This is a genomic window from Marinovum sp. J2-8 (assembly GCF_055808435.1).
Map to the genome: position 1 here is coordinate 97684 of NZ_JBVVRZ010000002.1, position 21338 is coordinate 119021.

Annotated in this window: 21 protein-coding genes, 1 tRNA gene and 1 pseudogene; 10 read left to right on the top strand and 13 right to left on the bottom strand. The window is 58.9% G+C overall.

From position 1 onward, the window contains the following. Window positions 1-4: 4 nt before the first annotated feature. Window positions 5-994 carry an ATP-binding protein gene (locus tag AC0L4F_RS06395; protein ID WP_348524067.1) on the bottom strand — a complete coding sequence of 330 codons (990 nt, stop codon included), beginning with the start codon at window positions 992-994 and terminating at the stop codon, window positions 5-7. Continuing rightward, window positions 991-1320: a hypothetical protein gene (locus AC0L4F_RS06400; RefSeq protein ID WP_348524068.1), complete on the bottom strand. Its 330-nt coding sequence runs from the start codon at window positions 1318-1320 to the stop codon at window positions 991-993. The genes AC0L4F_RS06395 and AC0L4F_RS06400 overlap by 4 nt, the downstream gene beginning before the upstream one ends. A 46-nt stretch (window positions 1321-1366) precedes the next feature. Here AC0L4F_RS06400 and AC0L4F_RS06405 point away from each other — a divergent pair, with 46 nt between their 5' ends. Continuing rightward, window positions 1367-2359 (top strand): MBL fold metallo-hydrolase, encoded by a 993-nt coding sequence (locus tag AC0L4F_RS06405; protein ID WP_244686579.1) that lies wholly within the window; start codon window positions 1367-1369, stop codon window positions 2357-2359. A gap of 80 nt (window positions 2360-2439) precedes the next feature. Then, window positions 2440-2514 (top strand) — tRNA-Asn (locus AC0L4F_RS06410). 124 nt (window positions 2515-2638) lie between these two features. Here the strand turns inward: AC0L4F_RS06410 and AC0L4F_RS06415 are convergent. The 6 genes from AC0L4F_RS06415 to AC0L4F_RS06440 form a co-directional block, all read right to left on the bottom strand. Continuing rightward, on the bottom strand, window positions 2639-3295 hold the full coding sequence (locus AC0L4F_RS06415; RefSeq protein ID WP_244686581.1) for a hypothetical protein: 657 nt from the start codon (window positions 3293-3295) through the stop codon (window positions 2639-2641). A gap of 105 nt (window positions 3296-3400) precedes the next feature. Further along, window positions 3401-4162, bottom strand: coding sequence for an SDR family oxidoreductase (locus AC0L4F_RS06420; RefSeq protein WP_244686583.1), 762 nt, complete (start codon window positions 4160-4162; stop codon window positions 3401-3403). A gap of 262 nt (window positions 4163-4424) precedes the next feature. Then, a complete protein-coding gene (locus tag AC0L4F_RS06425; protein ID WP_244686585.1) occupies window positions 4425-4742 on the bottom strand; it encodes a glycine zipper family protein in 318 nt (105 codons plus the stop codon). Between the two features lie 236 nt (window positions 4743-4978). After that, complete coding sequence (locus AC0L4F_RS06430) at window positions 4979-6175, bottom strand: helix-turn-helix domain-containing protein (RefSeq protein WP_244686587.1); 1197 nt, start codon at window positions 6173-6175, stop codon at window positions 4979-4981. 264 nt (window positions 6176-6439) lie between these two features. Next, window positions 6440-6928 (bottom strand): P-loop nucleotide/nucleoside kinase family protein, encoded by a 489-nt coding sequence (locus tag AC0L4F_RS06435; RefSeq protein ID WP_244686589.1) that lies wholly within the window; start codon window positions 6926-6928, stop codon window positions 6440-6442. A 13-nt stretch (window positions 6929-6941) separates the two neighbouring features. Continuing rightward, entirely contained in the window at window positions 6942-7925 is a 984-nt protein-coding gene (locus AC0L4F_RS06440) for an AraC family transcriptional regulator (RefSeq protein ID WP_244686591.1), read from the bottom strand. A gap of 149 nt (window positions 7926-8074) precedes the next feature. Between AC0L4F_RS06440 and AC0L4F_RS06445 the strand changes: the two genes are divergently transcribed. Beyond that, window positions 8075-8902: an NAD(P)H-binding protein gene (locus tag AC0L4F_RS06445; RefSeq protein WP_244686594.1), complete on the top strand. Its 828-nt coding sequence runs from the start codon at window positions 8075-8077 to the stop codon at window positions 8900-8902. Window positions 8903-8934: 32 nt separating this feature from the next. Beyond that, window positions 8935-9339 carry a DUF4345 domain-containing protein gene (locus tag AC0L4F_RS06450; protein WP_244686596.1) on the top strand — a complete coding sequence of 135 codons (405 nt, stop codon included), beginning with the start codon at window positions 8935-8937 and terminating at the stop codon, window positions 9337-9339. 66 nt (window positions 9340-9405) lie between these two features. Here AC0L4F_RS06450 and AC0L4F_RS06455 read toward each other — a convergent pair whose 3' ends face one another. Further along, entirely contained in the window at window positions 9406-10332 is a 927-nt protein-coding gene (locus AC0L4F_RS06455) for a LysR family transcriptional regulator (RefSeq protein WP_244686598.1), read from the bottom strand. 180 nt (window positions 10333-10512) lie between these two features. On the opposite strand from AC0L4F_RS06455, the gene AC0L4F_RS06460 reads away from it, so the two are divergent. The 6 genes and pseudogenes from AC0L4F_RS06460 (at window position 10513) to AC0L4F_RS06485 (ending at window position 17433) form a co-directional block, all read left to right on the top strand. After that, complete coding sequence (locus tag AC0L4F_RS06460; RefSeq protein ID WP_244686601.1) at window positions 10513-12018, top strand: ABC transporter substrate-binding protein; 1506 nt, start codon at window positions 10513-10515, stop codon at window positions 12016-12018. Between the two features lie 178 nt (window positions 12019-12196). After that, window positions 12197-13102, top strand: coding sequence for an ABC transporter permease (locus AC0L4F_RS06465; RefSeq protein WP_244686603.1), 906 nt, complete (start codon window positions 12197-12199; stop codon window positions 13100-13102). After that, on the top strand, window positions 12997-13923 hold the full coding sequence (locus AC0L4F_RS06470) for an ABC transporter permease (protein WP_244686605.1): 927 nt from the start codon (window positions 12997-12999) through the stop codon (window positions 13921-13923). The genes AC0L4F_RS06465 and AC0L4F_RS06470 overlap by 106 nt, the downstream gene beginning before the upstream one ends. Continuing rightward, entirely contained in the window at window positions 13916-15547 is a 1632-nt protein-coding gene (locus AC0L4F_RS06475; RefSeq protein ID WP_244686608.1) for an ABC transporter ATP-binding protein, read from the top strand. The genes AC0L4F_RS06470 and AC0L4F_RS06475 overlap by 8 nt, the downstream gene beginning before the upstream one ends. Before the next feature lie 70 nt (window positions 15548-15617). Further along, window positions 15618-16658, top strand: a complete 1041-nt coding sequence (locus AC0L4F_RS06480; RefSeq protein WP_244686610.1) for a DUF475 domain-containing protein — start codon at window positions 15618-15620, stop codon at window positions 16656-16658. Between the two features lie 48 nt (window positions 16659-16706). Then, a pseudogene (locus tag AC0L4F_RS06485) lies at window positions 16707-17433 on the top strand (ribonuclease activity regulator RraA). 73 nt (window positions 17434-17506) lie between these two features. Here AC0L4F_RS06485 and AC0L4F_RS06490 read toward each other — a convergent pair. From AC0L4F_RS06490 to AC0L4F_RS06505, 4 genes are read right to left on the bottom strand one after another with little or no spacing between them, the layout of a single operon-like run. Beyond that, on the bottom strand, window positions 17507-18490 hold the full coding sequence (locus tag AC0L4F_RS06490; protein ID WP_244686612.1) for an ABC transporter ATP-binding protein: 984 nt from the start codon (window positions 18488-18490) through the stop codon (window positions 17507-17509). Next, window positions 18487-19449, bottom strand: coding sequence for an ABC transporter ATP-binding protein (locus tag AC0L4F_RS06495; RefSeq protein WP_244686614.1), 963 nt, complete (start codon window positions 19447-19449; stop codon window positions 18487-18489). Before AC0L4F_RS06495 ends, AC0L4F_RS06490 begins: the two co-directional genes overlap by 4 nt. Beyond that, window positions 19446-20378, bottom strand: a complete 933-nt coding sequence (locus AC0L4F_RS06500; RefSeq protein WP_244686616.1) for an ABC transporter permease — start codon at window positions 20376-20378, stop codon at window positions 19446-19448. The genes AC0L4F_RS06495 and AC0L4F_RS06500 overlap by 4 nt, the downstream gene beginning before the upstream one ends. Next, on the bottom strand, window positions 20375-21307 hold the full coding sequence (locus AC0L4F_RS06505; RefSeq protein ID WP_244686623.1) for an ABC transporter permease subunit: 933 nt from the start codon (window positions 21305-21307) through the stop codon (window positions 20375-20377). The genes AC0L4F_RS06500 and AC0L4F_RS06505 overlap by 4 nt, the downstream gene beginning before the upstream one ends. Window positions 21308-21338 lie beyond the last annotated feature (31 nt).

Sequence of the window (21338 nt, forward strand, 5' to 3'; positions counted from 1 at the left end):
CCCGTCAGCGGGCAATCACGATGTCAGCGCAGAGACCGCCCAGCCGGTCAGATTTTCCCAATCGCAAAACCCCGCCATGCGCGCGGGCAATATCGGTGGCAATCGCCAGCCCCAGCCCCACACCCGGCGCGCGCGACTGATTGCGGGATTTGTCCAAGCGCACGAAGGCCCGCACCGCGGCGGCCCGCATATCCTCTGGTATTCCGGGGCCGTCATCTTCGACCCGAATGCGCAGCGATTTGTCGGTCAACCGGGCGCTGACCGCGCAATTGGTGCCATATCGTGTTGCGTTTTCGATCAAATTGTCGATGGCCCGGCGGATCGCCACCGGGCGCAACGCAATATGTCCATCGCCCTCGCAGGTGATCAGCGTGACCGGTTTCTCGGCCCGCTGTGCATCCTCGACCGCCTGCTGCACCAGGGCCATCGGATCGGTGGGCGTGGCTTCACCGGCCTCGGCATTGCCGCGCACGAAATCAAGGAATTCGTCAAGCATACGTTCCATATCGCGAATATCGCGGTTGAGGTCGGCAACCTCGTCTTCGTCCAGCATCGCAAGGCCCAGCTTGAGCCGGGTCAAGGGCGTGCGCAGATCGTGGCTGACCCCGGACAACATCAATGTGCGCTGTTCGATCTGGCGTTCAATCCGGGCCCGCATATCCAAAAAGGCATGTCCCGCCGCCCGCACCTCGACCGCGCCGCCGGGGGAATATGGCACAACGCGCCCTCGGCCAAACGCCTCGGCCGCGCTGGCCAGCCGGGTGATCGGGCGCAATTGGTTGCGCATATAGATAAAGGCGATTGGCGTCATCAACAGCGAAAAAATCACCATATTGACAATCAACTGGTGCGGATTGCTGGCCGAAACGCCTTTTCGATCCAGGCGCAGTTCCAGCACCCCCTGCGGCAGATCCATATAGATCAAGGTATCGCGGTCATTGGGCAGGGAAATGGCAACGACCCCGTCCAGATCGTTGCGCAATTCACGGATCACCACCCGTCCGGATAAATCAAACCAGCGCCGCAAATCGCCGCCGGTGGCGGCTTTCGCCACGCCAGAGAAAAGTCGAGCGGCAAGGCCAGAGGCATCATCGCCGCAAGCGCCGCGCGCGGGGTGTCATCCGCAGCGGGCTGTGACACAATCAGGCGAATCTCGTCTCGCACCGATCGGGTCAGCTGTTCGGTCACGCCCTGAAAATGCCGCTGAACAAAGATCACCGTAACCACAAGTTGCAGGGTGACAACCGGCAGAACCAGGATAAGCGCGGCACGGCCATACAGGCTGCGGGGCATATAACGTTTGAGCCAATGAAACGACATGGCCAAGGCTTAGCGGGTCTGCCCGCATCATAGAAGGAAAACCGGTATGGACAGCCGCGAAAAAGCCGCCGTTGCCGCAGGGACATCTGCCCAGACATCGACCCTGACACCCGTTCCGGCATCCGGTGGCGTTCCGTCGGATGCCGCCGCCCCATTGCCGGGCGCGCCGATTACGCTGGCACCGGGGCTTGTGCGCATTCTGGCGCCAAACGCGTCGCCGATGACCTATTGGGGCACGAATACCTATCTGTTGGGGCAGGGTGATCTTGCGGTGATTGATCCCGGTCCGAATGACCCGGATCACCTGCAGGCGATTCTGGCTGCTGTGCCGGACGGGGCGCGGATCAGCCATATCATTGTCACCCACGCCCATCTTGACCATTCGCCGCTGGCCCGACCGCTGGCAAATGCCTGCGGCGCGCCGGTGCTGGCCTTTGGCAAAGCGGACGCCGGGCGCAGTGCCGTCATGCAAAGGCTTGCGGCCAGTGGTTTTGCCGGCGGCGGCGAGGGGCTGGACCATGATTTCCGCCCGGATAAGAGTGTCGTCGACGGTCAGGTCATCGCTGGCGATGGCTGGGATCTGCGGGTGCATCATACGCCCGGTCATATGGGCAATCACATCTGTCTGGGCTGGGGGGATGCGCTGTTTTCCGGGGATCATGTGATGGGTTGGGCATCCTCGCTTGTGTCGCCCCCGGACGGTGATCTGAGCGATTTCATGGCGTCCTGCGTGGCATTGCAGGCCCGCGAATGGCAGGTGTTTTATCCGGGCCATGGCGCAGCGATTCACGATCCGATGGCGCGCCTGAACTGGCTGATCAACCACCGAAAATCCCGCGAAGCCGCAATCCTGCAGGCGCTGACCGATGGCCCGGCCGGTGCATCCGAACTCGCCGCGCGCCTCTATACCGACGTGCCAGCGGCGCTCTTGCCGGCGGCGGCCCGCAATGTCTTTGCTCACCTCATTGATCTCTATGGAAAAAACACAGTTGCGCCGGTGAAAGCCCTCGCATTTGACCAGTCTTTTCGCCTGATTTGACCCGACAGCAAATTTTTCTGCGGTTTTGTGACAAAAGGCTCTGGACGCCGGAATCCGCTGTTGTTATATCGCCCACATGTTCCGGCGTAGCTCAGCGGTAGAGCAGTTGACTGTTAATCAATTGGTCGTAGGTTCGATCCCTACCGCCGGAGCCAAAATCTCTTAACGAGATAATTGGCAAAAAGGCCGCTCGATAGAGCGGCCTTTGTCGTTTCTGAATGTAATCCATTTTATCGCTTTTGGGTTCCGGTATGCGGGCCATCGCCGTTTTATGCATCATCATTCTGTTCGACGGAAACAGGACCAACCAACGGCAACGAACCAAGCAATTGCGCCGATTCCGAACATGGCTCCGGCGCTGTCGCCGAGGGCGGGGATCACCGTTGCAAGGCCGCTTATTCCGGTGATCAATCCAAGACCAATTGTGACCCGGCCCAGATTTTTGCCAATCAGACCTGTCATGCTGACAAGGCCCACCCAAACGGCCCCCGCGATTTCATTGCCGCCGCCAAGGCCCAGCTCCACCGTGTGCAGAATTTGCCAAAGCTCCGCCGCACGGACAGGATCAACCGGAAAGATATGAGCAGCGCGTTCGATCGCAACATTTGCGATCATACCGGCCCCAAGCACCAGTGCCGCCCAGATCAAGCCAAACGCGCGGCTGACGGCGGCCCACTCTGGTGCATCCTGGCTTTGACGCCGGTGCATCGCCTCGACAAGGACGGTCAGGGCAATGGCGTTCACAACATAGATCACCGTGTTCCATGTGATCAAAAGCGTCGGTCGCGTGTCAATAAAGGCCACAACGGCGTGTGGATCGACATCAATTGATCCAAACCCCAAAGGCGCCAGGATCAGGACAAGAACAGCAATGCCAAACAGATAGCTGGCGGCACAGATCAGGGCGGCACAGCCGGCAACTCTTTGAAGGGTCATTCGGGATCTCCTTTTTGGTTCAGCTTTTGGATGCCTCGGCCCGAAAATGCGCGGCCAGACGGTGGGTTCCGGTTGATGCGGCGGTCATGTTCATCGCCATCGCGGTCAGAAAGAACTGCGCCGGTCCGGCGATTTGCGCGGCGCAATACGGGGCAGGATGGTCAGGGTCAGGCGGCGCAAAACGTCGGGCAGATGGGTGATCCGCGCCGGGGTGCCCAGGACCTCAAAGCACAGCTCTGCAATCTCGTTGTGGGTGAATGTGTCCGGGCCGCCGACGTCACACCATGCCGCACCTTCGGCAATGGCGTCGAAACTTGCCGCCGCGAGGTCGGCGCCGTGAATGGGGTTGATCCGTTGCGTGCCGGCGCCAAACAGCCAGACGCGCCCCGATCTGGCCATGGCCAGAAAATCAGCCATGTCGGAAAAATACCCGGTGGGCGCAATGACCGTCGATTGCAGCGGCGCTTGCTGCAACTTTCGGACAAAGGCGCTTTTGGCGGCCACCAGCGGCACATGTTCCATGCGGTCGGCATTCAGAACATGGACAAAGGCAAAATGCGGCACCTTGCTGCGCACCGCTTCTTCCAACAGGTTCACATTGGCCTGATAATCAACGTCCCAATATCCGACCCCATCGGCCTGTCGGGTGATGCCAAGCGCGGAGACAACCAAATCAATGTCGGTCATGATCCCGTCAAGGGTTTCTGGCCAGGTCGCTTGTGCCTCGACTATGGCGTCCGCCTGAAGGTTGGTTGCGGCACTTTGTTTGCGCACCAATGCGGTCACATGCCAGCCCCGTTGCAAATATTCGGCACAAAGATGCCTGCCAAGATAACCGGTCGCACCGGCGATCAAAACGCGTTTCATCTACGGTCCTCCTTGGCCATCGAAATTTGCTGGCTGTGCTCAGAAGCGGTGCCGCGCATCCCGTTGCGATTGCCGGGCTCTGGTCGGGGGGGATTGGTGTTGCGCGGCTTGTCCGAATTTGCGGGCAGCTCTGAACGAGCTGCCCCTTTGAAGAGTTCGTAGATCGCCCATAGCCGGGGCGGTCGGCGCAGAAGCATATGGGCCATTGCGATGCCTTTCTATCCGACAACACGGTGGCCGCGACCACGCATGCATTGCACAACTATTTCTTCCCGGCGTTCGCTGGCGTCGCCTGGCGCCTGGCGGCCCCACCGGCCAATGCGCCAACAATCGCGCCGCCCCATGCGGTGCCGTCTTCGTCGACCTCGCCCAACAGAGCACCGGCACCCGCGCCCAAGGCGGCGGCGCCAAGGGTCTCTCGGTCCAGCTGCTTTTGGTTGCGGGCCAGGGTCTGGCATTCGACCAAATCCGCCCGATAGGCAGGTGTTTCGCCACCGTCCAGAATGGGCCGGTATTTCGCGCCACTATTCGCACAGCCCGCGGCAACCAGTATCAGAGGAAGTATCGTCAGGTATTTCATATCTTTCGTCCTATTCAACAGTCAGGCCGGGCCAGCCCGTGGTGTTCACGGGCTGTGGTCCGGCGGTGTGTCGAACAGGTACAAAACCCATGCGGATGCCGCGACCGGACCGACCGGATAGAACGTCCGAACAAGCTGGATCGCACATGTCGTGAGATTTTGTCATTTATATCAATGTGTTGATTGCGTCGGTGAAATTCACGCCGCCAGCCGATCCGGACCTGTCCGGCGGTTCTTTACGGCTTGTGGGTCCGGCGCCATTGGCTTGGGGTTTGATCGGTGATCTTCTTGAAGCTGGCGTTGAAGGTTGATTTGGCGTTGAAACCGACGATCTCGCTGATTTCGATCACGGATTTGTCGGTGCGGATCAACAGATCACAGGCATCGCGAATCCGGCCCTGATTGACATAATCATAAAACGACATGCCGATCTTAGTATTCAACACCTCGGACAAATGTATCGGCGATACCGCAACTTCGGACGCCAGACTTTGCAGGTTCAATGAATGATTGCGCCACAGCTGTCCCTCTGTCATTCGTTTTTCAAGCCGTGCGGCAAAGCGGGCGGCATCCTCGGGCCGTAGGCCGGATCGAGCGTATGATTTGATGGTGTCTTTTTCGGGCGTCGGATCTTCGTTGTCCGGTGGGTCTTGTGTGATGATCTCTTGCGACCATTGCGGCAATGGCGGCACAGCGCGCAACGCAAAGAGACCAAATGCACCGCTAAGCACCACATCATAAATCAGCGACGCAATGCCATCGCGGACCGAATTCCGCCCCAACAGCATTCCGATTTCATCGGCAATGACGGTCAGCGCAAGGATAAGAATGGTCGCAATCAGCCCGTTCAACCAATGCAGGTTCTTGCCCTCCAGATCCGAAAACACCGCGCGAATATTGCGTTGATGCGCGATCAGAAGGCGGACACAAATCCCGCCATATGTCGCCAAAAGAACAACCCAAAGCCCCCAGAACGCAGTGTTCCCGATCTGAATCAATTCCTGATGCCACGTCGAAAGGTTGGCAACGGCGCGCCCAATGCGCACATCACCCGGCAACGCCAGACTGGGCGCAAGAAAGAGCACCCCGGCGAGGAACGGCAGCAGATGAACCCAATCCCGCCGATCCAGCTTTGGGTCGGAACTGGTCAATGCCCGGACAAAAAAGTAGAGCGACACCAGAAATCCAGGGATCAGGACATCGTTCCAGCGAAAAAACATCGGCGGGGCGGAAAAGACATTTGAATAGGCAAAAGAATTGACCATGTCCGACGTGTTGGCGGTGAAAAACCCGATCATTGCCCAGATGTGCATTTTGGACCCGGGGGTTTCCCGCAGGCGGAGCAACAGGCCAAGGATCACAAATATCGAAATTGCCAATGACGCCGCAACGCCCAAATGTTCCCAGTAGAGGTTCGTGTAAATCAACATCATGAATGGGCTACTCCGGCTGGCCAAAAGGAGGCCGGTGCTGAAATGGGTCAATTGAATGGCGCGTTTATTCGACACACGGTTGCAAAGAGCAACCTTTGGATTGCAATTTGGATGCCGGGATCGACCAAGTAATCGGACGGGCGGGCAGGGCGGCCCCCGGGTCTTGGATCGGTTGGTCGTGGCGGTGAATATCCGCTTATGCAGGACCACCGGGAAAGCGTCGCAGATCAGACAGTGACGCCCGTAACAGCGGACAATCCCGCGTCATGCACGGCGCGGGTGATGCAGGATCAGGTTAAAACCCTCATCCGCGGTGGGCGGAGAGAAATGTTTGGAAAATTGCCAGAACTGGTCTTCGGTCACGGCAAAGGGGTGATCGCCGGCGGCATTGCGTTTTGCCAGCCGCGCAAGACAGTCTTCGTCCGGCGTATCCAACACATGCATCTGATGGTCCGCCGTCGTCCCGGCCAGGATTTCACGCATCCAGCCCCGTTGCCCGACCGTGTTGGCGGGAAAATCCAGAACGATGCTTGTTCCAGCATTCAGCAGTGACACCAGATGCGGCGCCATGATGCTGCGCAGCTTGCCCGCGCAGCGCATGTAATCGGCCCCCGTTTTCATTTGCTCGCCAAACAGCGCGCCAAGCCATTCATCCTCCGCCACCAGAACGCCACCGTCGCGGACCAACTGATGTGCCAGCGTTGATTTGCCGGATGCGATTTTGCCGCAAAGCATATGAAGCGTTGAAGCCATTGTTCCCGTCCTTCTATGTCGTGATGTCCTGTAAAGCCCGCCGCGCCTGTCCCGGTGTGGTGCCGAACACCCGCTTGAAGGCGCGGTTGAAGGCGGGCTCGGATTGATAGCCGAGGTCGGCGGCGATATTGGCAATCGGTTGCGCGGTTTCGCGCAAACTCCGCCGCGCGAGGTTCATGCGCCATTCCGCAAGGTATTGCATCGCGGGCGTGCCAACGAGGGTGGTGAACCGCGCCGCAAAGGCAGAGCGGGACATGCCCGCCACCTGAGCCAGCGTCTCGACCGACCAGACGGCCGCCGGATCGCGGTGAATGGCGACAATGGCCCGCCCGATCTGTGGGTCGCGCGCGGCCTTTAGCCAGCCCCGGTGTGCATCCGGCGATCGGGTCAGCCAGCGGCGGATGGCTTCGATCACCACGACATCGGCCAGCCGCGTGATCACGGTTTCCCCGCCGGGGCGCAGCTCGCGGGCTTCACGCGCAATGAATCGCAATGTGCCTTGCAGCCAACTTCCGGCGTCTTCTTCCCATGGGTCGATTTTCAGCACATCGGGCAGCAGCGCCATCAACATCGGGCTGGACGCATGATCAAGCCGGGCAAGCCCGTACATGATGCTGCACGCCGCGCCGCCGCCGCCGAACTCCACGGTTTCATAAAGCTCTGTCACCTTGCGGATCGGCAGCTCTTCGAGCGTCAACAACCGGGCCTCCGGGTCGCTGTAAAGGTTGATCGGCGCGCCCTTGGTCATCAGAACAAGGTCGCCTTTCTGGATTTCGAACGGCGCATCATCACCGACCTTCAGCCAGGCCCGCCCGTCAATCACCACAGCAAAGCTCATGACCTCGGGAAAGCCGGGGATGGTGATGCCCCAGGGGGCGGTCAGCCGCGACTGGCAATAGAAGGTGCCGGTCAGTTTGAGCAGATGCAGGATCTCGCCCAGCGGATCACCGATGGGCTGCGCCAGACGCGCGGGGTTGGGAACATGTGGTTCTGTCATGGGGGGATTGTGGCCCGGGGAATGCGGGTCGTCCAGATCGTTTGGACGATCAGGCAAAAATGTCGGACGCATGGGAATGGTGCGTCCAGAAACCTTGGGTGAGAACAGGTCACCGAACGAAGGCTTCATCAAAACCCAAGGAGGTCCCAATGACCAACCAACCCATTCTCGTCCTCGGCGCCACTGGCAAGACCGGCGCGCGGATCGCTCAGCGGCTCGAAGCAAAGGGCCTGCCGGTGCGCCGTGGCTCTCGGGCAGCGACGATCCCCTTTGACTGGAACGCGCCCGACACCTGGGGGCCTGTTCTGAACGGCGTGTCGGCGGTTTATATTTCCTATTACCCCGATATCGCGGTGCCGGGCGCGGTGGACACCGTCGCGGCCTTCACCGAACAGGCCCGCGCCTCAGGTGTTGCCAAGATCGTGCTGTTGACGGGGCGTGGCGAATATCACGCCCAGCGCGCAGAAGAGGTGGTTCGCACCTCTGGCGTGCCCTTCACCATCGTTCGCGCGGCGTGGTTTGCCCAGAACTTCTCTGAAGGGGCGCTACATGCGCCGGTGATGGCCGGCGTTCTGCCGATGCCCGGCGGCGAAGTGCAGGAACCGATTGCGGATGTGGACGACATCGCCGATGTCGCGGTGGCCGCCCTGAGTGAAGCGGGCCATGACGGCGACACATACGAGGTCACAGGCCCGCGTTTGATGACATTTGCCGAGATGGCCGGGGTGCTTTCGGCGGCATCTGGTCGCCTGATCGCCCATATGCCCATCTCATTCGAGGACTTTCACGCCGCGTTGCTTGCATCGCAGGGCGAAATGATTGCCGACGTTTTGACCGAGATCGCCCGCGAAACGCTGGACGGTCGCAACGCCCATCTTGGCGATGGTGTTCAACGCGCCCTTGGCCGTGCGCCGCGAGACTTTGCCACATTTGCCAAAGATGCCGCCCGGTCCGGGGCCTGGGCCGACGCGGCCTGAACCCTGTCCCACGCTACAAAAAGGAAATTTCAATGTCTCTTTATCACAAACTTACCCTTGGTGCCGCCGGTTTGACCGCGCTTGGCATCGGTCTCGCCATCACCTTTGTGCCGCATGGGTTTTATGCCGGTTACGGCATCGCCCTTGGGGCCGATCCAACACGGTTGAGCGAATTGCGCGCCCCCGGCGCCAACCTTGCGGCCCTTGGCGCGGTGATCCTGACCGGCGCCCTACGTCCCGCTCTGACATATCTGTCAGCGATGCTTGGCACCCTGGTCTTTTTCGCGTTTGCTTTTGGTCGCTTGGTCAGCATCGCGCTGGACGGCTGGCCGAGTGAAAGCATCCTGACCGCCCTGATGATCGAGCTGGGGTTTGGCGCGCTATGCCTGTTCGGGTTGCGGCGGCAGAGACGGGCACCGCGCCCCGTGGCGATGTGAAGACAAAGAGGTGGGGCATCGCAACGCGGCCTCACCTCTGCGACTGATGTGATGGCGGCACAGGTGTCATGACCCGCCAGCGGTTTCGCGAAATGGGTGCAGCAAGTCGATGATCAATGCCTTGACCCGATCGCGCACCATCGTATTTCGACCGGGCCGAGAGACCAGATACATGTCCGACCTGAACTGCGTCGGCAGTTCCAATTCGCGGTAAACCGTGTTGGCCATTTGGATGATCTGGGCCGAGCGCGGCACAATCGCGAATCCCAAGCCCTGATTCACCAAACTGATCACCGCATGGGTTTGGCTGACGCTCAATTGCGTGTCCGGCATGATGCCGCTGGCATAAAACAACGCGTCCAAAGTTTCCTTCAAGAACCCGCCGCGATCCTTGGCAAAAGAGATATAGGGCGCATTGTCGAAGTCGGAAATCGACAGATCCACTTTTTTTGCCAGTGGATTGCTGCCCGGGATCGCCAGCACAAAGGGTTCGTTGACGACACGGGTACGCTCGATTTCACCGCGCGGGGTCTCCATCCGGGTCAGGCCCAGATCTATACGCCCAGAGCGTTGCGCTTCGATCACCTCATAGCCCATCATTTCGATCGGCGTCAGGGTGACATTGGGCATGGTTTCCGCCATTTTCTGGGCGATCATCGGTACAAACCGAAACGCCGCAGAGGGCACAAATCCCAAAGCCACGCTGCCGGTTTCGCCACGTTCGGCCTGACGTGCGTTCAGCACAGCCTGTTCAGAACGTTGGATAATATCAATCGCACTTTGATAGAAGCTTTCCCCGGCCGAGGTCAGCCTGACATGTCGGTTGCTGCGTTCCAACAGCGTCAGGTTCACCCGGTCCTCCAGAATCTTGATCTGGCGCGACAGGGGGGGCTGCGTCATGTTCAAACGGTCGGCGGCGCGGCGAAAACTCAGCTCTTCTGCCACCGCCACAAAGCACCTTATCTGGAAATATTCGAACGGTCCCTGCGCCATAACGCTCCCCTTGAATCGTGACGTGGTTTTTGCGGTCGATACAAATAGTGTATCACAGCAATCCAAATTTGGAATTTACAAAACGACGAACATTCCCATTTTGAAGGCGTGGCACCGATGGAACACAAGCGCGTCAAAAACGCGGGTTGCAGCGGGATCACGTCAAACCGGGAGGATAAAATGACTAGGAAAACGCATTTGATCGCGGCGACGGCAATGGCATCGACCATCGCGTTCGCAAGCCACGCTCAGGACAATTCGGTGACCATCGTATTGTCAGAAGAGCTGGAAATCGTCGAACCCTGTTCGTCCACCAAATCCAATGTGGGCCGGGTTCTGTTTCAGAATATTTCCGAAACCGTAACCGAAATGAACCCCGCCACCGGGCTTCAGCCGCGTCTCGCCAAAAGCTGGGAGGACATGGGCAACGGCACCTGGCGTTTTCATCTGCGCGATGGCGTGACCTTCAGCGATGGCACCGCGATGGAGGCCGACGACGTGGCGCATTCGCTGGTACGGATGAAGTCCCCGGATATTGCCTGTGAAATCGGCGCCAAATTCTTTGGTGGCATCGACATCACATCAAACATCGTGGACGCCCATACGCTGGATGTCACGGCCGATCCGGCCCAACCGATTTTGCCGATGTTGATGTCGACGGTCACGGTCACCCCGGCGGAAACACCGCTGGACAGTTTCGTGGATCACCCCATTGGCACCGGGCCGTATACATTTGATGAATATGCCCGCGGGCAGCACATCAAACTTGGCGCCAATCCAAATTACTGGGGCGATCAGCCCGCTGTGCAATCGGCCACCTATGTGTTCCGCGGCGACAGCGCGGTGCGGTCTGCCATGGTTGCCGCAGGCGAGGCGGACATTGCCCCCAATATCGCCCTGCAGGATGCCAGCGATCCGGGCATGGATTTCTCTTATCCGAATTCGGAAACGGTTTTCCTGCGGATTGAACACGCGCAGGCACCGCTGAATGACCTTCGGGTGCGCGAGGCGCTGAACCTGGCGATTGACCGCGAGGCCTTTGTCGGCACGATCCTGGCCAATGGCACCTTGCTGGCAACCGGCATCACGCCGCCGTCGACCATCGGCTATGACCATGATCTTGCGCCTTATGCCTATGACCCGGAACGGGCGCGCGCGTTGCTGGCAGAGGCCAAGGCAGACGGCGTTCCGGTTGATGCCGAGATCACGCTGATCGGGCGGCTCAACAACTTTGCCAATGTTCTGGAAACCATGGAGGCGATGCTGGCGATGTACCAGGACGTCGGTTTCAACATGAAGCTGGAAATGGTCGAAGTTGCGGAATGGCTGGAACGCTATGCCAAACCCTTCCCGGAAAATCGCGGGCCTGAATTGATCGAAGCGCAACACGACAATGCCAATGGCGATCCGGTGTTTTCGATGTACTTCAAATATCACTCGGACGGCCAACAATCCGGCATTACCGACCCCAAGGTTGATGCAATGATTGCCGATGCCACGGCGGCGACCGGCGACGAACGTGCAGCCAAGTGGAAAGCACTGTTCAGCTATCTGCATGAAGAGATCATTGCCGATGTCATGTTGTTCCACATGGTCGGGTTCAGCCGGGTGAACCCGCGTTTGGATTTTGCGCCCAGCATTCGCACCAACAGCGAACTGCAACTGTCGCAGATCAAGTTCAAGTAACGTGACCCTGGCGGCGGGCCGGTCCAATGGCCTGCCGCCAACAAAACTCAAAGGTCTGCCACTATGATGAAGTTCCTGGGACGGCGCGCAGTTGCGAGTGCCATTTCTCTTGTTGGTTTGATGTTGCTGGTGTTTTTCCTCGCGGCTGACGGGCGATCCCACCGGGCTTTACCTGCCGTTGGATGCGTCAGAGGAAAGCCGCAATCAGTTCCGCGAGATTCACGGTTTGAACGACCCGCTGTTCGTTCAGTTCCTCAGCTATATGGCGGATCTGGTCCGGCTTGATTTCGGAGATTCAATTCGCCGCTCTGAACCGGCGATTGATGTGGTCTTGCGTGGATTTGCCTGGACCCTGCAACTGGCGGTGATCACCATGTCGTTGGTGGTGGTTTTTGCCATCATCCTTGGGTCGCTGGCGGCGTTTCATGTGGGCGGCGTGTTTGACCGGCTTGCCACGTTCTTTTCATTGATCGGATCAAGCGCGCCGGATTTCTGGATTGCCATTGTTGCCATCGTGATCTTTTCGGTCAATCTGGGGTGGTTTCCCACCTCTGGCACCGGCACGGTCTGGCATTGGGTGATGCCGATTTCGGTTCTGTTCATCCGGCCCTTTGGTCTTATCCTGCAGATTGTTCGCGGCTCGATGATCACGGCGCTGGGGTCGGCCTATGTCAAAACCGCCCGCGCCAAGGGGGTTGGCAACCGGCCGATCATCTTTGTGCATGCGCTGCGCAACGCGCTTTTGCCGGTGATTACGGTGATTGGCGATCAGGCGGCGGCGCTGTTGAACGGGGCGGTTGTGATTGAATCGATCTTCGGGTTCCCCGGAATTGGCAAGCTTATGATCAACTCTATCCTGCAACGTGACTTCACCGTTGTCATGGCCGCGATCATGGTCACGGCACTGGCGATCTTCCTCATGAACCTTGTGATCGACATTCTTTATTCGATCCTCGATCCCGAATCAGGTATTGACCCATGGCACAGACTGACCTTTCGTCTTCCGACATTCCCGCCGCACCCAATCCCCTGGTTCAGACCCTGCGGATGCTCTGGGCCGATAAATTCGCCTTTGTCTCGGTGATTTTTCTGCTTCTGATCCTGTTCTGCGCCGTTTTCGGCCCGATGCTGCTGGAAGATGTCGCAACCAAACAAAACCTGCGTGGCCGCAATGCGCCGCCGTTCGATTTCTCGAAAAACTGGGTCTATTGGCTTGGCGGTGATGCGCTGGGCCGGCCCTTGCTGGCGCGGATCGTCGTGGCGTCGCAGAACACGATTTTTGTCGCGGCGGGCGCTGTTTTCTTTTCGCTGGCGATTGGCACCGCGCTGGGCCTGATCGCGGGGTACACCACCAGAACCTGGAGCCAGGTGATCATGCGGCTGGCCGATATCATCATGTCGTTTCCATCGCTTCTGTTGGCCGTGATCGTGTTGTTCATGCTGGAAAGTTCGGTGTTCAATCTGGTGGTGGTTCTGGCGATCACCCGCATTCCGGTCTATCTGCGGACCGCCCGCGCCGAAACGCTTGAGGTGCGCGAACGCATGTTTGTTCAGGCCGCCCGCGTCATGGGCGCGTCGACCAAGCGGATCATTTTCCGCCACATCCTGCCGGTGGTGTTTCCGACGCTGATCACCATTGCGACGCTGGATTTTGCCTTTGTCATGCTGGCGGAATCTTCGCTTTCGTTTCTTGGCATCGGCATCCAGCCGCCTGAAATCACTTGGGGGCTGATGGTGGCGCAGGGGCGGCCCTATCTGACCACGGCCTGGTGGCTGTCGTTCTGGCCGGGGCTGGTGATCATCCTGACCACGCTGTCGCTCAATCTTGTGTCGCATTGGATGCGCACCGCGCTTGATCCGGCACAACGCTGGCGGTTGGAAAATGTGAGGAAGAAAAATGGATAATCGTCTTCTTTCGGTCAAAAACCTGTCGGTGGATTTCCACACCTCGCATGGCACGGTGCATGCGGTCCGCGATGTCAGCTGGCATCTGGACCGGGGGGAAACGCTGGCCATTCTGGGGGAATCCGGGTCGGGGAAATCTGTGTCGGCTTCGGCGATCCTGAACTTGATCGACATGCCACCGGGGGAGATTACCCAAGGCGAGATCCTGTTCGAGGGCAGGGACGTGCTGACAATGTCATCCGAGGATCGCCGCAATCTGAACGGCCATCGGATTGCGATGATCTTTCAGGATCCGCTCAGCCATTTGAACCCGGTCTACACCGTGGGATTTCAAATTGCCGAGACCATGACCGCCCATGGCGTCGACAAGGCCGAGGCCCGCAGCCGCACCATTTCCCTGATGCAGCGGGTGGGCATTCCAGAGCCGGACACCAAGGTGGATGCCTATCCGCACCAATTCTCTGGCGGGCAGCGCCAGCGGATCATGATTGCCATGGCCCTGGCATTGAAACCCGACATCCTGATCGCGGATGAGCCGACCACCGCATTGGACGTCACGGTTCAGGCCCAGATCCTGGCGCTGCTCAAGGAGTTGCAGCAGGAAACCGGCATGGGGCTGTTGTTGATCACCCATGATCTGGGTGTGGTGGCCGAAGTGGCGGACCGGGTTGTGGTGATGAACGCGGGCCAGATCGTGGAAACCGGCACCGCGGCCGAGGTCTATCACAGGCCGACCCATCCCTATACCAAAAAGCTGATTGCCGCGATCCCCGGCGATGGCGCAATGGCAGAGCCGTTGGACAGCGCCACCAAACCGATCCTGGATATCACGGGGCTGACCAAACACTATGGGTCTTTTGTGGCGCTGGATGCTGCCAACCTGACGGTGTTGCCGGGGGAATCCGTGGCCATTGTCGGCGAATCCGGTTCGGGGAAATCCACGCTGGCAAAAACCGTTTTGCGTCTGGAAGAGGCCACAAGCGGCAGCGCCCTGTTCGAAGGGCGTGATCTGGTCAGCATGAATGACAAAGAGCTGTTCAACCTGCGGCGCGACATTCAGATGGTGTTTCAGGATCCGACCCAATCCCTGAACCCGCGCATGTCGATCTTTGACATCATTACCGAGGCTTTTGTGATCCACCCCGAGATCCTCGACAAGGCTCAGTGGAAAACGCGGGTCTGTGCGTTGTTGGAACAGGTCGGGCTGAAAGCGGATCATATGTATCGCTACCCGCATCAGTTTTCCGGCGGCCAGCGTCAACGGATTGCGATTGCCCGTGCCTTGGCGTTGGAGCCAAAGCTGATTGTCTGTGACGAAGCGGTTTCCGCATTGGATGTCTCGATCCAGGCACAGGTCCTGTCGCTGTTGACCGGATTGCAGGACGAACTGGGGTTAAGTTACCTCTTTATCGCCCATGATCTGCCTTTGGTGCGGGATTTTGCCCATCGCGTGATTGTCATGCAGGCGGGCAAGATTGTCGAACAAGGCCCGGTTGCCCAGATATTTGACGCCCCGCAACAGGAATACACCCGCAATCTGATTGCCGCCAGCCTGTCGCCGAACCCGGATATTCAGGCCGAAAGACGCGCGGCGGCAAGACAACTGCACGGGGTCGACGCATGACATCCAACATAGCCACTGTTGCCAGCTGGCCCCCATCACCCGAGACTGACCGGATACCAAGGACCGCCAAATGACCAAAACGCTCGCCTACTTTCGCTGGCCATTTCTGTTCACCGCAATAGGTTTGGCCCTGGCCTTCTGGCTGGGCTATCACACCACCGGCACCTTTGCCGGCGGGCTGTCGTTCTTCTTTCTGGGGTCGATCCTGGCGGTGCTGGAAATCTCGCTCAGTTTCGATAACGCCATCGTCAATGCCAACATCCTGAAAACAATGGATGAAAAATGGCAACACCGGTTCCTGACCTGGGGGATTGTGATTGCCGTCTTTGGCATGCGCATCGTGTTCCCGCTGGCGGTTGTGGCCATCGCGGCCAAGATCGGCCCGGTGTCCGCGATGATCCTGGCCGCCACCGATCCATTGCAATACGCCCATATCATGGAAGAGGCCCATATCGGGATTTCCGCCTTTGGCGGCACCTTTCTGATGATGGTGGCGCTGACCTTTTTCTTTGACCAATCGAAAGAGGTGGATTGGATTCGGCTGATCGAATGCCGGCTGCGCAGCTGGGCCTCTATTCGTGGCTTGGAAATCGCCTTTGTTCTGACCGCCGCGCTGTTGTTGTCAGCCGCATTGCCCGACGAAGACAGCGCCACATTTCTTTTCGCGGCCGTCTTTGGCATGGTGACTTTTCTGGCGGTGGAGCTGGTGGCGCATATTCTCAACTCGCAGAAAGAGGCGCAAACCATGGCCGCCAAAGGGGGATTTGGCGCGTTTCTGTATCTGGAAATCCTGGATGCCAGCTTCTCTTTCGACGGCGTGATTGGCGCGTTTGCCCTGACCCAGAATCTGTTTCTGATTGCTATCGGGCTGGGAATCGGGGCGTTTTATGTCCGCTCCATGACCATCATGCTGGTCGAACGCGAAACCCTTTCGGAATTCCGTTATCTGGAGCATGGCGCATTTTATTCGGTGCTGGCATTGTCGATGATCATGTACGCACAATCGCTTTGGCATGTGCCAGAGCTTTTCACCGGGTTGATTGGCGCCAGCTTGATTGGCCTGTCCCTGTATTCTTCGATCCGCCACAACAAAGCAAATCTTTCGGCCTGACCACACGGGTCGCTGACACCCACAACAGACAATAAAAAAGGAACGCCGATGTCCGAGTATGAGTTTTCAACCGAAACGCGAGAGCGCCTTGAAACGGTGTCCGTTGCCACATTGGCCACAGCCCTGTACAAGCGCGGATTGCGCAATCAGGTGATCCAGGATGTGCGCCCCGTGGGACGCAAAGGGTTCAATATGGTCGGGCCAGGCCTTTACCCTTCGCTACATGCCCGCCCGCGAAGATCGCAACCAACTGGTGGAATTCCGCAATCCGGAACATCCGCAGCGGCATGCGGTCGAAACCTGCCCGCCGGGTCATGTGATGGTGATGGACAGCCGCAAAAGCGCCACGGCGGCATCGGCAGGCGACATTCTGGTCACCCGGCTGATGATGCGCGGCGTGGCGGGGGTGGTCACCGATGGCGGATTTCGTGATGCGATGAATATCGCCGAATTGGACATGCCGACCTATCACAACCGGCCCTCCAGCCCGACCAATCTGACCACAAACGAGGCGATTGATATCAATGTGCCGATCGGCTGTGGCGACGCGCCGGTGTTTCCCGGTGATATTGTGGTGGGCGATGATGACAGCGTCATTGTGATCCCGGCGCATCTGGCCGAGGAGGTTGCGCTGGAGGCGGTTGAAATGACGGTGTTCGAGGATTTCGTGCTGAGCCAGGTCAAGGGCGGCGCCGGGATCATCGGGCTCTATCCCGCCACCCAGGATGCCACGCTGGAGGCATTTGCAAAATGGCGCGCCGAGCAGGGGCGATAGAGCCACATTAAAGGGGAAGGGCGATTGCCCCCCTTGCGACTTGCCTCACAATGGCAAGTCGCAGCCGGCGTTTCTATTCCGCCTCGACCTTGATGCAGGCGACATCAGACGGACCAATGCGGCGCATCTCCGGGCGGGCCGCGCCACATTGGGACGAGGCCATGACGCAGCGGCTTTGAAAGAAACAGCCCGACGGAAGTTTGAGCGGACTGGGCAAATCGCCTTCCAGGATCTGCGGAATGACGCGCACATCCGGGTCGGGCACCGGCACCGCCGACAACAGCGCCTTGGTATAGGGATGGTGCGGTGCGCCAACGACATCGCGCGCGGGACCATGTTCCATCATCCCGCCCAGATACATCACAAGAACATCATTCGAAATATGGCGCACGATCCCGATGTCATGCGCCACAAAAATCAGCGTCAGACCCATCTCGCGTTGCAGATCGCGCAGCAGATTGATCACCTGGGCCTGAATTGACACATCCAGCGCCGACACCGGTTCATCACATAGGATCAACGACGGTTCCGCCGCCAGCGCGCGGGCAATCCCGATCCGCTGGCATTGGCCGCCGGAAAACTCATGCGGATAGCGGTTGGCGCTGCGTTCGGCGATCCCGACCCGGTCCAGAAGCTCGCGCACGTTCTGGCGGCGTTCCTTGGCCGACCGGTCGGGAAAGAAGGTGCGGATCGGCTCTTCTACGGTTTGGTGGATCGTCATGCGCGGGTTGAGCGAGGCAACCGGATCCTGAAAGATCATCTGAACCGAGCGCCGCAAATCCAGCACATCCTGCCGCGAGGTGTAATCGACAGCTTTGCCAGCAAGCGTGACCGTGCCGCGCACCGGTGGCGACAAGCCGGCAATCGCCCGGATCAGGGTGGATTTGCCGCAGCCGGATTCGCCGACAATGCCCAGCGTCTTGCCCGGCATTAGATCAAAGGACACACCATTGACCGCATGCACCTTGTCCGGGGTTTGCCACGGCCAGGTGGCGGAATTGGTCATGGTGAATTCCACCGCCAGATCACGGACCGACAAAAGGGGGGGCTGGCTCATGTCAGATCCTCCACCGGGCGGATACAGGCGCGTTGGCGTGCGCCCCCGGTCAGTTCCGGCACGCCATTGTGACAGGCCTCCAACACATCCACACAGCGCGGGGCAAACGGACAGCCCGACAGCGCCAGCATCTGGTTGGGCGGCTGGCCGGGGATGGCCACAAGGTCGGCGTCTTCGTCATGCACATTCGGCACCGCCCGCAACAGCCCGCGGGTATAGGGATGGCCCGGCGCCGCAAACAGCCCACGGGTGTCGGCGCGTTCCATCACACGGCCCGAATAGAGCACCAGCGTGTTTTCGCAGGTCCCGGCGACAACCCCCAGATCATGGGTAATCAGAAGGATTGCGGTTCCCATGTCACGGCGGATGTCATCCAGAAGCCGCATGATCTGCGCCTGAACGGTCACGTCCAGCGCGGTTGTCGGCTCATCCGCAAGGATCAGTTTCGGATTGCACAACAGCGCCATGGCAATCACGATCCGCTGGCGCATCCCGCCGGAAAATTCATGCGGATAGGCGCGCAGACGGTTTTTGGCATCCGGGATTTGCACCGCATCCATCGCCGCCAGCACACGCTTGCGCGCGGCATCGCCCTTCAGGCCCTCATGCAGTTCCAAACTCTCATTCAACTGACGTTCAACCGTCATGTAGGGGTTCAGCGACGACATCGGATCCTGAAAGATCATCGCGATTTCCTTGGCGCGGATCTTGTTCAATTGCGGCTGTGACAGCGCCAGAAGATCCTGACCGCCATAAGCGACCTTGCCGGTTGCTTTGGCGTTTGAGGCCAGGAGCCCAAGGATCGACAGGGCGATCTGGGATTTGCCCGACCCGGATTCCCCGACAAGCGCCACGGTTTCACCCGCCGCGATGTCGAACGACACATCATTCACCGCGCGCACAAATCCATCCGGCGTGTGGAACCCGATCGACAGGTTTTCTACGGATAATAGCGTCATGAGCGTTCCTTCGGATCCAGCGCATCCCGCAAGCCATCGCCGATATAATAGAGTGAAATCTGATTGACCGCGAAAAAGGCCGCCGGGAACAGCAATTGCCATAACGCGCCATAGGTCATGGTGCGGGCGCCTTCGGAAATCAACGCGCCCCAGCTGGTCGATGGTTCCTGAATGCCAACGCCCAGAAAGGACACAAGGCTTTCCATCATGATGGCGTCGGGAATGGTGATGGAGGTATAAATCACGATCACCCACAGCATGTTCGGCATGATGTGGCGCAGGATGATCTTGGCATCCGACAGGCCCAACATGCGGGCCGCATCCACAAATTCACGGTTTTTCAAGGTCATCACCTGACCGCGCGTGATCAACAGCCCCGCAGGCCAGTTGATGATCACCATGACAATGATCATCTGCGACACCGACCGGCCAAAGAACGCCTGCCAGACCACGAAAAAGATGATGTAGGGGATCGACAGGGTGATGTTATAGGCGCCCATGATGATCTGATCTGTTCGCCCGCCGTAATACCCGGCAAGCGCGCCAAAGAAAGAGCCGATCATCACCGCGACAACCCCGGCGATAAAGCCGACCATCAACGACACCCGCGTGCCCTGAACCACCCGCGCATAAAGATCACGACCCAGCTCATCGACCCCAAACCAATGGCCATTGGACAGGCTCGGCCCGCCTTCTTCGTTGACTTTGCCAAGCAACGACCAATCAATTTCCTCGATACTATAGCGCGCGAATAACCCGCCAAAGATGGCAAACAGGGCAATGCAGCACAGAAACCCCACCGCGACCACCGCCATGCGGTTGCGGAAAAAACGCCGGCGCGCATCGGACCAGAAAGAGCGATTGTTGATCATCTCTTCGGCAGCGGCGGTCTGGTAGCCTGCGCTTTTCATGGCCTTTGGCGCGATCATTTCATGCCACTCCGCACTTTGGGATCAATGACCGCATAGGCCAGATCAACACATAAATTCAGTATGAAAGTCAGCACGCTATAAAGGATAGCTAACCCAAGGATCACGGAATAATCGCGGGTATAGGCGGCATCAATAAACTTCTGTCCGATGCCACCGGTCGAAAAGAACACGTCGATAAAGACCGATCCGGTGATCATGTAGACGAACACCGGCGACATATAGGCAATGACCGGCAAAAGCGTCGGTTTCAATGCGTGGCGGATCAGGATTGTCCGCTCCGGCAACCCCTTGGCGCGGGCGGTGCGGATATAGGGTGCGCTCATGACTTCGAGCAGCGATGACCGGGTGATCCGGGCGACATTGGCCAGATAGGACGTGCCCAGCGCCACCGCCGGCATGATGACATACGACCAATGACCGCCGTTCCAACCGCCCCCCGGCAGCCACCCCAGCGCAAGCGTGAAAGTCAGCACCATGATCGGGGCAAGGACGAAATTCGGGAAAATCTGGCTGAAAATCGCCAGCCCGGTCATGACGTAATCCCAGGTGCTGTTGTGGCGCAGCGCCGCAATCAGACCCAGCGGAATGCCCATCACCAGCACGAACACCGCAGACCAGAAACCATAGGTCAGCGTGACAGGAAAACCCGAGGCGATCAGATCGTTCACGTCACGATCGCGCTGCGCGAAACTGGGGCCGAAATCGAAATGCAAAACGATGTTTTTCAGATAGGTCCAAAGCTGCACGTACAACGGCTGATCCAGCCCGTATCGTTCCAGCACATTGGCCATGATCGCCGGCGGCAGAGGGCGTTCGGATGTGAACGGGCCACCCGGCGCCAGGCGCATCAAAAAGAAACACGCGACAATCAACAAAAGGATCGTCGGCACGACCGCCAGGGTGCGGCGCAGCGAATATTTTAGCATGGGTTACCTATCGAACCCTGCCGCCCCTTGA